At 72.5% G+C, this 13,292-nt stretch carries 12 protein-coding genes; 5 read left to right on the forward strand and 7 right to left on the reverse strand.

All coding sequences use genetic code 11. The features are described 5' to 3' along the window. Positions 1–147 precede the first annotated feature (147 nt). The 3 genes from ACZ49B_RS30140 to ACZ49B_RS30150 are packed head-to-tail and all read right to left on the reverse strand — an operon-like array spanning position 148 to position 2,811. Positions 148–1,191 carry a zinc-dependent alcohol dehydrogenase family protein gene (locus tag ACZ49B_RS30140; protein WP_468311859.1) on the reverse strand — a complete coding sequence of 348 codons (1,044 nt, stop codon included), beginning with the start codon at positions 1,189–1,191 and terminating at the stop codon, positions 148–150. Positions 1,192–1,219: 28 nt separating this feature from the next. After that, positions 1,220–1,921, reverse strand: coding sequence for a lysoplasmalogenase (locus ACZ49B_RS30145; RefSeq protein ID WP_468311861.1), 702 nt, complete (start codon positions 1,919–1,921; stop codon positions 1,220–1,222). Beyond that, positions 1,918–2,811, reverse strand: coding sequence for a sterol desaturase family protein (locus ACZ49B_RS30150; protein ID WP_468311863.1), 894 nt, complete (start codon positions 2,809–2,811; stop codon positions 1,918–1,920). The genes ACZ49B_RS30145 and ACZ49B_RS30150 overlap by 4 nt, the downstream gene beginning before the upstream one ends. A 113-nt stretch (positions 2,812–2,924) precedes the next feature. On the opposite strand from ACZ49B_RS30150, the gene ACZ49B_RS30155 reads away from it, so the two are divergent. Further along, positions 2,925–6,011 (forward strand): NACHT domain-containing protein, encoded by a 3,087-nt coding sequence (locus ACZ49B_RS30155; protein WP_468311865.1) that lies wholly within the window; start codon positions 2,925–2,927, stop codon positions 6,009–6,011. Between the two features lie 22 nt (positions 6,012–6,033). Here the strand turns inward: ACZ49B_RS30155 and ACZ49B_RS30160 are convergent, their stop codons facing one another. From ACZ49B_RS30160 to ACZ49B_RS30175, 4 genes are read right to left on the reverse strand one after another with little or no spacing between them, the layout of a single operon-like run. Continuing rightward, a complete protein-coding gene (locus tag ACZ49B_RS30160; protein WP_468311866.1) occupies positions 6,034–7,260 on the reverse strand; it encodes an amidohydrolase family protein in 1,227 nt (408 codons plus the stop codon). After that, on the reverse strand, positions 7,260–8,564 hold the full coding sequence (locus ACZ49B_RS30165; protein ID WP_468311868.1) for an amidohydrolase family protein: 1,305 nt from the start codon (positions 8,562–8,564) through the stop codon (positions 7,260–7,262). Before ACZ49B_RS30165 ends, ACZ49B_RS30160 begins: the two co-directional genes overlap by 1 nt. Positions 8,565–8,576: 12 nt before the next feature. Next, the gene (locus ACZ49B_RS30170) at positions 8,577–9,461 is read right to left on the reverse strand and encodes an SDR family NAD(P)-dependent oxidoreductase (protein ID WP_468311870.1); all 885 of its coding nucleotides are present in this window, start codon (positions 9,459–9,461) and stop codon (positions 8,577–8,579) included. A gap of 1 nt (position 9,462) precedes the next feature. Then, the gene (locus tag ACZ49B_RS30175; protein ID WP_468311872.1) at positions 9,463–10,272 is read right to left on the reverse strand and encodes an acetoacetate decarboxylase family protein; all 810 of its coding nucleotides are present in this window, start codon (positions 10,270–10,272) and stop codon (positions 9,463–9,465) included. 120 nt (positions 10,273–10,392) lie between these two features. Between ACZ49B_RS30175 and ACZ49B_RS30180 the strand changes: the two genes are divergently transcribed. The 4 genes from ACZ49B_RS30180 to ACZ49B_RS30195 all read left to right on the forward strand — a co-directional run bounded on the left by ACZ49B_RS30180 (position 10,393) and on the right by ACZ49B_RS30195 (position 13,288). After that, positions 10,393–11,028 carry a TetR/AcrR family transcriptional regulator gene (locus ACZ49B_RS30180; protein WP_468311874.1) on the forward strand — a complete coding sequence of 212 codons (636 nt, stop codon included), beginning with the start codon at positions 10,393–10,395 and terminating at the stop codon, positions 11,026–11,028. A gap of 74 nt (positions 11,029–11,102) precedes the next feature. Next, positions 11,103–12,080 (forward strand): DEDDh family exonuclease, encoded by a 978-nt coding sequence (locus tag ACZ49B_RS30185; RefSeq protein ID WP_468311940.1) that lies wholly within the window; start codon positions 11,103–11,105, stop codon positions 12,078–12,080. 64 nt (positions 12,081–12,144) lie between these two features. Continuing rightward, positions 12,145–12,378, forward strand: coding sequence for a hypothetical protein (locus ACZ49B_RS30190; protein WP_078613516.1), 234 nt, complete (start codon positions 12,145–12,147; stop codon positions 12,376–12,378). A 115-nt stretch (positions 12,379–12,493) separates the two neighbouring features. Beyond that, entirely contained in the window at positions 12,494–13,288 is a 795-nt protein-coding gene (locus ACZ49B_RS30195) for an SURF1 family cytochrome oxidase biogenesis protein (RefSeq protein WP_468311875.1), read from the forward strand. Positions 13,289–13,292: the final 4 nt, after the last annotated feature.

Raw genomic sequence — 13,292 nt, forward strand, 5'->3', positions numbered from 1 at the left:
GGGTTGGCGGCGGGGGTGGGGGGGGGGTGACGGCGGGGGGGCGGAGAAGGGGTCGGGGGGAGGGGCCCCCCAGGGGTCCGCGCGAAAGCGGGGGGGGGGGGGGGGGGGCCCCCCCCCCCCCCCCCCCTTCCGCCGTCACCCAGGCCGTCAGGGCTTGATGAGCACCTTCAGTGCGCTGCGGTCGTCCATCGCGCGGTAGCCGTCCGGCACCTCGTCCAGGGACACGGCCCGGTCGAAGACGGGCGACGGGTCGATCGCGCCGCTCAGCACGTCCTCCAGCAGCTCCGGGATGTACGCGCGCACCGGGGCGACGCCACCGCGCAGGGTGATGTTGCGGTCGAACATCACACCGAGGTCGAGGCCGGTGCCGCTGCCGTGCGGGACGCCGACGTAGCCGATGGCCCCGCCGTCGCGGGTGATGTTCACGGCGGTGCGCATGGACTGCTCGGTGCCGACCGCCTCGATGACCGCGTGCGCGCCCTGGCCGCCGGTCAGCTCGCGGACGGCGGCCTCGGCGGCCTCGCCGCGCTCGGCGACGACGTCGGTGGCCCCGAACAGCTTGGCGATGTCGGTACGGACGGCGTGGCGGCCCAGTGCGATGATCCGCTCGGCGCCGAGGCGCTTGGCGGCGAGGACCCCGCACAGGCCGACCGCGCCGTCGCCGACGACGGCCACGGTGGAGCCCTTGCGGACGCCCGCGCCCAGGGCGGCGTGGTGCCCGGTGCCCATGACGTCGGAGAGGGCCAGCAGGCCGGTCAGCAGGTGGTCGTCGGAGACGGCGGCGGCGGGCAGCTTCACGAGGGTGCCGTCGGCGTGCGGGACGCGGACGGCCTCGCCCTGGCCGCCGTCGAAGCCGACCGAGCCCCAGAAGCCGCCGTGCACGCAGGAGGTGTAGAGGCCCTCGGAGCAGTAGTCGCAGGTGCCGTCGGACCACATGAAGGGGGCGACGACGAGGTCGCCGGCCTTCAGGCCGGACACGGCCGAGCCGGTCTCCTCGACGACGCCGAGGAACTCGTGGCCGATGCGCTGGCCGGGCCGGCGCTCGGCCTCGCCGCGGTAGGCCCACAGGTCGCTGCCGCAGATGCAGGCACGCAGGACGCGGACGACGGCGTCCTCGGGGCGCTGGATCGCAGCGTCGGGCACCTCCTCCACGCGGATGTCGTGCGGGGCGTGGATGACGGTGGCTCGCATGGTGGTGCAGCCCTCCGGATCAGATAGTTCAGTCTTGTAGGACCGTCCTACCGTACGCCTGCGTCGGGGCGAGCGCTCCGGTGGCCAGGAGGTACTGGGCGGCGACGTAGGTGGCCATGATCCAGAAGTCGGGGCGCGGCAGCTGCGGCCAGTCGGCGACCCCGGTGGCGATCAGGGTGTCCGAGAGCAGGAACAGCGCCCCGCCGAGGCCGGCGCGCAGACCGAGGGCGCTGGAGCGGTAGGCCATGGCGGTGAGCAGCAGGCTGTACCCGGCCACCGGGATCCGCAGGTCGGCCGGCAGGTCGCCCCAGAGCAGGCCGACGGTCCCGAGGAGGGCGACGGCGTACGCGCCCCCGAGCGCGGGGTGCGTCCTGCCCCGGCCGAAGAGCACGAGGTAGCAGACGTGCCCGGCGGCGAAGGAGCCCATGCCGACGAGGAAGGCGGGCTCGGCGTCGAAGAGCAGCGCCAGGTCCCCGCCCCACCCGAACAGCAGGGCCGCGGCGAGCAGGCGCGGGGCCCGGCGGGTGATGACGTACGCGACGAGCAGCGGCATCAGCAGCGGCTTGGCGAGGACGTGCCCGAGGTGCCAGCCGGCCAGCAGCGAGCCGAGGTCGACGGCGGTGGCGACGGAGAAGGCACCGAGCAGGACGCGACCGGCGGCGCCCGCTTCGTCGGGCACGGGCCGCGCCCAGGAAGGCGTACGGAACGCACGGGACCCGGTGTCGCTCACGCGGCGTGCTCCTGGGCCTTGGCGGGCTCGGCGGCGGCGGTCTCGGCTGCTGCCGCCGGGGCGGCGGGCTGCCAGCCGGGGCCGCGGAAGACGCGCCCGGCGCGCTCGCGCCAGCTGCCGGCGGCGCGGACGTCGCGGGCGATGGCGGCGTACTCGTGGGTGGCGACGCGGAGCGGGTTGTAGGTGCCGATGTTCTTGGTGAGCCCGTAGACGGGCTTGTCGGTCTCGCCCACCCAGGAGCCGAACATCCGGTCCCAGACGATCAGGATCCCGCCGAAGTTGCGGTCCAGGTAGCCGCCCTGGGAGGCGTGGTGGACGCGGTGGTGGGAGGGGGTGTTGAAGACGTACTCGTAGGCCCGCGGCAGCTTGCCGATGCGCTCGGTGTGGACCCAGAACTGGTAGAGGAGGTTGATGCCGTAGCAGAACGGGATCGCGGCCGGGTGCACGCCGAGGGCGACCATCGGCAGGTAGAACCACCAGGTGGTGGCGCTGGTCCAGGGCTGGCGCAGGGCGGTGGTGAGGTTGAAGTTCCGGCTGCTGTGGTGGACGACGTGGCAGGCCCAGAGGATGCGGATGACGTGGTGGAGCCGGTGCTGCCAGTAGTAGAGGAAGTCCTGTACCAGCAGCATCAGCAGGACGGTCCACCACAGGAACGGCACGCGCAACGGGGTCAGTTCGTACACCGCGGTGAAGACGGCGACGACCGGGAGCTTCCAGAGCAGGTCGAAGCCGATGCTGCCGAGGCCCATGGCGACACTCGTCGCCGCGTCCTTGGTGTCGTAGCCGGCGGCATCCTCGTCGGGATGGAGCCGGTAGCTCACCACCTCGATGACGGTGAGCAGCACAAAGGCGGGTATGGACCACAGCACGACATCGGGCAGGTTCGGCATGCCCGCACCATAGAGCGGGTTCGGGGGCGCCGCTAGGGGTTGTTACCGATCGGTATCCATCGGGGTTACCGGCGGTTCACGCGATGATGTCCGAGCCAAGGGGAGGGCAGGGGATGACGGGCTTCGAGACGGTTGTCTTACGGGTGGCGGGTACGGCGGCGGGGGCGCTGGTGAAGTCCCTTCTGAGCCGGTCCCCGGGGGCCGGTCTGGCGGCGGATCCGGCCGCTCCGGCCCCGCGCTGGCGCCGGCCGGCGGAGCTGGGGGCGGCGGAGGTCCGCCGCCTCGCCGAGACCCTGGCGCCCCGGCTGGACGCGGCCGCGCGCGGCCTCCCGGAGCACGAGCGCCTGGCGGCGCTGGACGCGGTGGGCGACGCCTTCGCGGCGCTGGGCCCGCTGAACGCGGAGACCCTCTTCGCGGCGGACCTGGACCCTGCGGCGCTGGCCGCGGCGGTTGCCGCGGCCTCGGGCCTGAGCGAGCCGGCCGAGGCCGTCTACCGCGACCTGGTCCGGCTGTGCTGCGTCCACGCGGTGGAGTACGTGACGACCCTGCCGGGCTTCGGGGCCCGGGCGGACGTGGAGCTGGTCCGCCGGACGGGCGAGCTGGCGCGCGCCGTGGACCGGATGAAGGAACGCACGGACGGTGCGGCCTACGCCTTCGAGGAGCAGTACGCGCGCTACGTCGCCGAAACCCACAGCCGCCTCCAGCTGTTCGGCCTGACCTTCAGCCACGCCCGCCAGGAGTGGCCGCTGGACCTGGCCTACATCAGCCTGGCGGTGACGGGCGAGCAGCTGCTGGAGGAGCCGGGCCGCCACTCGGCGATGAAGACCGAGCTGGCGCTGAGCACTTCCGAACGGGTACTGCTGCGCGGCCCGGCGGGTTCGGGCAAGAGCACCCTGGTGCAGTGGCTGGCCCTGAATGCGGCGAGACGGAGCTTCAAGCTCGGCCTGCGCCACTGGAACACGCTCGTCCCCTTCGTCCTGCGGCTGCGCTCGTTCAACTCGCCCGAGGGCCTGCCGATGCCGGAGAACTGGCTGCGCGCCTCGGGCGTGCCGCTGCGGGCCCCGGAGGGATGGGTCGAGGGCCTGCTGTCCGAAGGGCGGGCACTCGTCCTGGTCGACGGCGTCGACGAGGTGCCGTCGAAGCTCCGCAGCCGCACGGAGGAGTGGCTCAGATCCCTGCTCGCGGCCTACCCCCGGGCCCGCTACGTGGTGACCACACGCCCGTCGGCGGTCCCGGAGGACTGGCTGACCGGGCAGGCCTTCTCCCTCATCTCCCTGCTGCCGATGGAGCGCGACGACGTCAGCGCGTTCATCACGCACTGGCACGACTCCGCCCGCGCCGAGTGCGGCTCCGAGGAGGAGCGGGACAGCCTGGACCGGTACGAGAAGTCGCTGATCCAGTCCGTCGGCTCTCGCCGGGACCTCGGATGGCTGGCCTCGAACCCCCTCATGTGCGCTTTGCTGTGCGCCCTGAACCGGGACCGCCACATGCACCTGCCGAGGGCGCGCAAGGAGCTGTACGACGCCGCCCTGGACATGCTCCTCGTACGCCGGGACACCGAGCGGGACATCTCCGGTGTCGAGGGCGTGTACCTCAGCAGGGACGAGCAGACCCTGCTGCTCCAGCGGCTCGCGTACTGGCTCATCCGCAACGGCCAGGTGGAGGCGTCCTGCACGGAGGCCGAGGAGATGGTGGGCGAGTGGCTCGGCGCCATGCCCCAGGTACGGGCGCAGGCCGGCGCCGAGCAGGTGTTCCGGCACCTGCTGATCCGCAGCGGGCTGCTCCGGGAGCCGATGCCCGGGTCGGTCCACTTCGTGCACCGCACCTTCCAGGACTACCTGGGGGCCAAGGCTGCCGTGGAGGCGCGGGACTTCGGCGTGCTGGTGGGCAACGCCCACGAGGACGCGTGGGAGGACGTGGTCCGCATGGCGGTCGGGCACGCCCGCCCCGACGAGCGCGCGCGCCTGCTCCGGCAGCTGCTGCGGCGGGCCGACAAGGTCAAGCGGGACAACAGCCGGCTGGTCCTGCTGGCCGCGGCCTGCCTGGAGCACGCCCCGGAACTGGACCCGGCGGTCTGGCACGAGGTGGAGGCGCGCACGGCGCACCTGCTGCCGCCGCACTCCGTGGGGCAGGCCGAGGAGCTGGCCAAGGCGGGCGAGCTGGTCCTGGAACTCCTGCCCGGCCCGACGGGCCTGGCCGAGCAGCAGGCGGCCGCCGTCATCCGCACGGCCGCGCTGGTCGGCGGGGAGCGGGCGCTCCAGGTCATCGCCGGTTTCCGCCGGGACGACCGCTACGACGTGGTCCACGAACTGTCCGACTCCTGGGGGCGGTTCCCCACCGACGCGTACGCGGACGCGGTCCTGGCCGACGCCCCCGTGCGCGTCGGGCACCTGCACGTCCGCACGCCGGAGCAGCTGGCCGTGCTCGGCCGGATGCCCCACATACGCCGGGTCCACCTCACGTGGAACGGCGCCGTCCCGACGGAGATCTCCGGGCGGAGGGACCTGGAGTGGCTGGTCATCCACCGCAATCCGAGCCTGACCGATCTCGCACCACTGGCCGGGCATCCGACGCTGCGCCACCTCGGCGTGCTGGACTGCCCGGAGGTCACGGGCATCGAGGCGGTCGCCGAGCTGGCGGCGGACAGCCTCGCCTTCGGCTACCTCCGGGAGGGTCTTTCGCTGGCCCCGCTGGCGGCGGTCGACCGGCTCAAGTCCCTGGTCATCGGGTTCGAGCCGGCGCAGCGGTGGATCGGGGACGTCCCGGCGGCCGAGGGGCTGACGTCCCTGGCCCTGTGGCAGGGCGTCCGCAGGATGACCCTCGACGGGATCGAGCGGTGGCCGGGGGTGAAGGACCTGACGATCGCGGGCAGCCTGCAGTACCGGCAGCTGGTCCGCTCGCTCCCGCTCCCGGGGCTCGGCTCCCTGCAGATCCGGCACGCCGCACCCGTGTCGCTCGCGGCTCTCGTGCCGTATCAGCGCCTGACCGAACTCGTCCTGATCAGGTGCGTGTTCGAGGGGACGCTGGAGCCGCTGACCGAGCTGCCCGGGCTGCGGCTGCTCGTCCTGCGCGAATGCCTCGGAACGCTGGACCTCTCGCCGCTCGCGGACGTGGACGGGCTGGTCGTCGAGGTGGACCGGCGCACGAGCGTGGTCGGCACCGAGCGGATCCCGCCGGAGCGGCTCGTGTACAAGAACTGAGCCGCCCGGCGGGGTCACGGGATCACCAGACGCGGACCGAGCCTCCTCGGGCGAAGGCCGGGCTGGTGGCCTCCGGCGGGACGTGCGTGAGGGGTTCCGCGATCTCCGAGACCAACGGGCCGTGCTTCGCCGCCAGCGCGTCCAGCTGCGCCAGGTCGAAGCCGTACACGCGGGCCGCGTTGCCGCCGACCATCGCGGCGACCTCGTCCTGCGGGAGGCCCGCGTACGCGATGCGCAGGCCCTCGCGGGAGAAGGGGGTCGTGCCCTCGTCGTGGGGGTAGTCGCTGCCCCACATGATCTTGTCGAGGCCGATCCGGTCCCGCAGCGGGACCTCGTGCGGGCGCATGAAGCTGGCCCCCACGAAGCAATTGTCCCGCCAGACCTCGCTCGGGCCCTTGCCCATGGATTCGGCCAGGCCGGCGCCGAACTTGGACTCCGCCGTGGCCGCCTCGGCAGCCGCGTTCACCAGGCGGCCGTGGTAGTAGTCCAGCATCTCGATCACCCCCGGGATCCAGCCGGAGCCCTGCTCCGTCAGGACCAGCTTCAGGCCGGGGTGGCGGCGGAAGGCCCCGCCGAAGACGAGGTGCCAGAGGGCGCGGTGCGAGAACCACGTGGTCTCGACCATGAAGACCGCCCTCGCGGCCGGTTCGTCGCCGAGCGGCGGCGACGCCGAGCCGCCGTGGTGGTTGACCGGGACGTCCAGCTCGTCGCACACCGCCCAGATCGGGTCGTACGCGGCCGAGTACAGCTCGGGGACCGACGATCCGGGCGGGACGCCGGGCAGCAGGATGCCGCCCGTCAGGCCTGCCTCCCTCGTGCGGCGGATCTCCTCCACCGCCGCGTCCACGTCGTTCAGCAGGATCTGGACCACGCCCGCCCGCCGGCCCGGTGCGTCCGCGCAGAAGTCCGCCAGCCAGCGGTTGTGCGCCTGGAGCCCCGCCCAGCGCATCGTGTACTCCGCGGCCGTCGGAGGCTGGGCCATCAGCGAGGCCTTGGGGAAGAACGGCGGGATCGTGTTGGGGAAGAGGACCTCGGCCACGATGCCGTCCGCCTCGAGCTCGGACAGCCGGCGCGCGGAGTTCCAGTTGCGGTCCGCGGTGTCCGCGAGGAGGTCCTCGTACGGGTTCACGTACGTGGCGGCCCAGGCGTCGAACTCCTCGTGGTACCGCTTCTCCAGGTACGGCTTGTAGTCCAGCAGGTCGGCGCCGGCGTGGCAGTCCGCCGAGATGACCGTGTAGCGGTCCGCCATCAGGACACCCCCAGGACGGGGAAGTCGTGGCCCGTCAGCCAGTGGCGGCCCGTCTCCCGCGAGCGGGCCCACGAGGCCTCCACGGAAGCCTGGTCGGCCGGCTGGCCCAGCTCCGCCGGGGTCGGGCCGATCCGGCGGGCGATCGGGGCCAGCTTGTCCGTGTCGAAGCCGAAGACGTCCGCCGCCGCCAGCCCCAGCATCCGGCGGGTCTCGCCGACCGGGATGTCGTGGAAGGTGTTCTTCAGCCAGCTCCGGGTGTTGGGCCAGGTCCCCTCGGGGTGCGGGAAGTCCGAACCCCACAGGATGTTGTCCACGCCGATCTCGTAGCGCTGCGCGAGCTCGCGCCGCTTGGTGTTGGTCGCGCAGATGAACACCTGGCGGTCCAGGTACTCGCTCGGCGGGCGCTTGAGCTCCTCGAACGGCGACAGCTTCTTGCCGCCGTGCGCGCCGAGGTACAGCCGGTCCATGAACCACAGCTGGTTCGGCAGCCACCAGCAGCCCGATTCGGCGACGCCGAACTTCAGGCCCGGGTGCCGCTCGAAGACCCCGGACCAGAGCAGGAACCACAGCGGGCGGGCCGGCCACCAGGTGACCTCGGACACGAAGATGCCCAGGTGGTCGCCGTACTCGTGGCGGGGCGAGGACCCCGAGTGGGTGACGATCGGCATCTGCGTCTCGGCCGCGGCCGCCCAGACCGGGTCGTAGCGGCGGTCGTGGTACGGCGCCTTGTCCACCCACATCGCGGGGATCATCAACGCGCCGAGCCCGGACTCCTTGGCCCGGTGGATCTCGGCGACGACCTTCGACGGCTCGCCCGTGACGGGCAGCAGGGCGACCCCGCAGTGCCGCTCGGGGGTCTCGGAGACGAACTCCGCCAGCCAGCGGTTGTGCGCCTGCGCGCCCGCCATGCCGAGCTCGGGGTCCTGGTCGCCGGAGAGCCCGAGGCCCACCCCGAAGGGCGCGGCGGTCTGGCTGTCCACGGCGTCGGCGTCGGGGAAGACGACCTCGCCGGCCACCCCGTCGCCGTCGAGTTCCTTCAGGCGCTGCGCCGTGTCCCAGCCGCCCCTGAGGCCTTCCTCGTGGTCGTGGAACCACTTCTCGGCGAAGGCCTCGTTGCGGACGCCGAGCTTCGTGGCCTCGGCGCGGCGGGCGTCGCGCTGGCCGAGGAACTCGTCGAACTGGGGGTGGAAGCGGGAGTCGAGGTACGGGCGGTACTGCTCGGTCGGCAGGCCCGCGTGGCAGTCGGAGGAGATGATCAGGTACGGGTCTTCGTACGCACTGCTGTCGCTCACGGTCTCACTCACTGCAAACGCTCCTCAGTCGAGGATGAAGCTCTCCAGATAGGCGGGGTTGGCGCGGTCGAGCATCGACTGCGACCGGGCGCGGATCTGCCGGTCGCTGTGCTCGCTCGCCGGGAGCATCCAGAAGCGGTCGGCGCGGATGCCGTCGACGACGTGCTCGGCGACCTCCTCGACCGGGGTGAAGTCCACCTCGTGGCCGGCCTGCTTCATCGCGGCCTCGTACTGGTCGAGGCTGCGGTACGGGGTCTTGCGCGGCCGCTGCTTCGCGTACCGCTCGGGCCGGTTGCGGTGCGACTCCCACAGTCCGGTGCGCAGCATGTGCGGGCCGGGGAAGAGGACGGAGGCGCCGACGGCCGCGCCCTCCGCCTTGAGGTGGGCGTACAGGGACTCGGTCATGGTGACCACGGCCGCCTTGGTGACGGCGTAGACGGAGGCGGTGGGCAGCGGGGCGATGCCGCCGTCGCCGGAAGAGGTGTTGACGACGTGGCCGGGTCCGCCGGCCGCGATCATGCGGGGGACGAAGGCCTGGATGCCGTGGAAGACGCCCCAGACGTTGACGGAGAAGGCCCATTTCCAGTCGTTGGGCTCGTGCTCCCACATCCGGCCTTCCGCGCCGGAGCCGACGCCCGCGTTGTTGCACAGCACGTGCACGGCGCCGAAGGTGTCGTACGCGGCGTCGGCCAGCGCGATCACGGAGTCGCGGTCGCCGACGTCGACGACCCGGGCGAGCACCTGGGCGCCGTCGGCGGTCAGCTCGTCGGCGGCCTTGCGCAGGGCGCCCTCCTCCACGTCGGCGAGGACGACCTTCAGCCCCTCGGCGGCGAAGCGGCGGGCCATGGCGAGGCCGATTCCGCCGGCGGCGCCGGTGACGACGGCCACCTGTCCCGGTTCGAGCCTCATGTCACACCCTCCCCTCTGACGATCCCTCCGGGGGCGCGTCGAGGATCTGCATCGGGTCGTCGTAGCGCTGGTGGATGTACGGGAGGAGGGCCTGGGCGCTGACCCGCTCGACGACGCGGCCCTTCTGGTCGGTGGTCTTCTCGCCGATGGTGATCTCCACGATCCGGCGTACGGGGAGGTCGGCGACGGGGTCGAACATCGACTCGCGCAGGACCACGTCACCGGTGACGTGCTCGAGCTTGCGGACCTTCTCGTTGCGGGTGACGTGGACGAGCACCGGGTCGGCGTCGAAGCCCGAACCGTCCACCGCCGGGAGGAACTTGAAGTAGAAGTCGGTCTTGGCGGCGGGCTCGGGCAGCGGCAGTTCGCGGTCCACCGCCCCGCGCACCTCCACGAAGGCGATCCCGTGCCGGGCCAGGGAGGCCCGTACGACGAGGCCGTCCCGCTCGACGTCGACCTCGCCCAGCTTCTTCGGCTCGCCGAAGACCTCGCGGCCGCCGATCAGGGCCCGCTCGTGGGTCATCGGCATGACCAGCGGGTACCAGCCCTCGACCCCGCCGTGCTGCGCGGCGACGGCCACGGAGCCGGCGCCGAGGGGGTAGCCGGGCAGGTCGACCTTGCTGATGTTGGCCCGTACGAGGGGCCGCTCGGCGGGCTTGAGCGGCGGGGGCAGGACCGCCGCCACCACGTCCGGGTCGCTCTCCCAGACCGCCACCACGCCGGTGGACCAGATGTCGGGGAGCCGGGAACTCTTCTCGCGCGACGCCGTGATCTCGGCCTCGGTGCGCGCTCCGTACCGTACGCGTGCCATCTCGCACCATCCCTCGTCTTGAGCGGATCGGTTCTGTAACACAGTTACACCGCCACCGATGAAGGGTAAAGACCCCTGCACGGACCAGAACTGACGATCCGACAGATTGGCGGGACGGCCATGGCCAGAACCACGCTCACCCGCGACGAGGTACTGGAGAAGGCCGCGTGCCTGGTCAAGCAGCACGGCCCGGGCGCCCTCACCATGCGCAAACTCGCCGCCGAGCTGGGTACCGCGGTCACCTCCATCTACTGGCACGTCGGCAACCGCGAATCACTGCTCGACGCCCTCGTGGAGCGGACCGTCCAGGACATGGGCGCGATCCGGCCGGCCGGCCGCACCCCCACCGAGCGGATCCTCTCCGTGGCCCGGACCCTGCGCCGCGAGCTGCGCGAGCGGCCGCACCTGATCGCGATGGTCCACGAACGCGGGCTCACCGAGCGGATGTTCCTGCCCGCCCAGCAGGCCCTGGTCCACGAGGTGCACGCGGCCGGGCTGCGCGGTGCCAGGGCCGCCGACACGGTGCGCGCGGTCCAGTTCCAGATCGTCGGCTACCTCCTCGTGGAGCGCAATCGCGAGCGCTCCCCCGCCCAGTCCCCCGCCGAGAGCGACCTCTGGGACCCCTCCGCCGCCCCCGACGACCCGGAACTCGCCCGCGCCCTGGCCCACCCGGCGGATCCGGAACGGCTGTTCCTGCTGTCCGTACGGGCCCTCGTACGCTCCCTGCTGGCGTCGCCGAATCCGCCCCTGCGGTGAATCGGTTCGCGGGCCCGCGCCCGGGCCGGCCCGGGCCATCGGGCTCCGGGTGTCAGTCCGTGCCGATATCCTCTGTGACCATGCTCGACGACCGTACGACCGCAGAGACGACGTGGCCGACCGCGTACCCCGAGGGGTACGCGGTCGTCGACGTGGAGACGACCGGGCTCGCTCGCGACGACCGGATAATCTCCGCCGCCGTCTACCGGCTCGACGCGCAGGGCAACGTGGAGGACCACTGGTACACCCTGGTCAACCCCCTGCGGGACCCGGGACCGGTCTGGATCCACGGGCTCACCAGCGACATGCTCCAGGACGCGCCGCTCTTCAAGGACATCGCCGGGGAGTTCGCGGACCGGCTCGCGGACCGGGTGCTGGTCGCGCACAACGCCATCTTCGACTGGCAGATGATCGCCCGGGAGTACGCGCGGGCCGCCGAGACCGCGCCGGTCCGTCAGCGGCTGTGCACCATCGCCCTGTCGAAGGAACTGAACCTCCCGCTGCCCAACCACAAGCTGGAATCGCTCGCCGCGCACTTCGGCGTGGTCCAGCAGCGCGCCCACCACGCTCTCGACGACGCCCGCGTGCTCGCGGAGGCGTTCCGTCCGTCGCTGCACGCCGCCGCGCGGGACGGCGTACGACTGCCCCTGCTGGAATGCCGGCCGCTGACGGAGTGGTCGGACTCCGCCGTCACCCCGCGGATCGGCCGGCAGGCCTCGTACGGGAGCGGCAGCTGGCGGCCCTCGCGCAAGCGGCCGGCGTGCCCGCACCCCAACCCGGGCCGCTTCGAGGACGGCAAGCCGCTGAAGCAGGGCATGCGGATCGCCTTCTCGGGTGACACCTCGGTGGAGCGGGAACTGCTGGAGGACCGGGCGATCGAGGCGGGCCTGCACATCGCGACGAGTGTGTCGCGGCTCACGAGCCTGCTCGTGACGAACGACCCCGACTCGGCCACCTCCAAGACGGTCAAGGCGAAGTCCTTCGGTACGCCGGTGGTCGACGAGGCGGCCTTCACCCAACTGCTGCGGGACGTCGCTGCGGCAGACGGGTGAGCATCGGGCGACTCGCCCGGCACCCGCTTCCGCGTTCCGCCCGTCCGGTCCCACCCTGTGGCGCATGGCACGTTGTGAGGTCTGCGGAAACGATTACGGCATGTCCTTCGAAGTGCACGCGCAGGGCAGCGTGCACGTCTTCGACTGCTTCTCCTGCGCCATCCACCGCATGGCGCCCATCTGCGAGCACTGCCGGGTGCAGATCATCGGGCAGGGCGTCGAGGTCGAGGGCCAGTGGTTCTGCGGGGCGCACTGCGCCCGCGCGGAAGGGAAGGTGGGCATCGTCGACCGCGTCTGACCCTCCCCGAACCCCCGTGTGACGCTCCCCCGGTTCCCCATCCCCGTTCCCCGTCCCGACCCCGGACGGCCACCCGGCCACCGGGGTCTTCCCGGCTGGGGGTACCGTCGTGGGCGTGTACCGCTTTGTGCTGACCCGGCAATGGGTGTGCCTCACCCTCGTCGCCCTCGCCCTCATCCCCGCGATGATCAAGCTGGGGTTCTGGCAGTACCACCGCCATGAGCACCGGGTCGCCCAGAACGAGCTGATCGCCTCGAACCTGTCCGCGAAGCCGGTCCCGATGACCGAGGTGACCTCCCCCGGCCACCGGGTCCCGCGCGCCGACTACTGGCGCGCCGTCACCGCCACCGGGACGTACGACACCGCGCACGAGGTCGTCGTGCGGATGCGCACCGACAACGACGACAAGGTCGGCTTCCACGTCCTGACCCCGCTGGTGCTGGCCGACGGCCGGGTGGTCCTGGTCAACCGCGGCTGGGTGGCCGGCGGCGACGACCCGCGCGCGTACCCGCCCGTGCCGGCCGCGCCCGCGGGCGAGGTGACGGTCACCGGCCGCCTGAAGGCCGACGAGACGAGCGGCGGCAGCGGCATCAAGGACCGCAAGGGCCTGCCGGACCGCCAGGTGATGCTGATCAACAGCGCGCAGCAGGCGGAGTACCTGGCCCGGCCCGTCCTCGGCGGCTACCTGGAGCTCACCGCTCCGGCCCCGGCGGGCGGCAGCCCGGAGACGGTCGCCGATCCCGACCACGACTCGATCGGCCCGCACATGGCGTACGCCGTGCAGTGGTGGCTGTTCGCCTCGGCGGTGCCGGTGGGCTGGCTGGTCCTCGTACGGCGCGAGAAGCGCGACCGGGCGGCGGCCGCGGCGGCCGGCGCCACCCCCGAGCGGGAGCCGGCGCCGACGGCGTAGCGTG

Source organism: Streptomyces sp. NPDC031132, assembly GCF_055570595.1.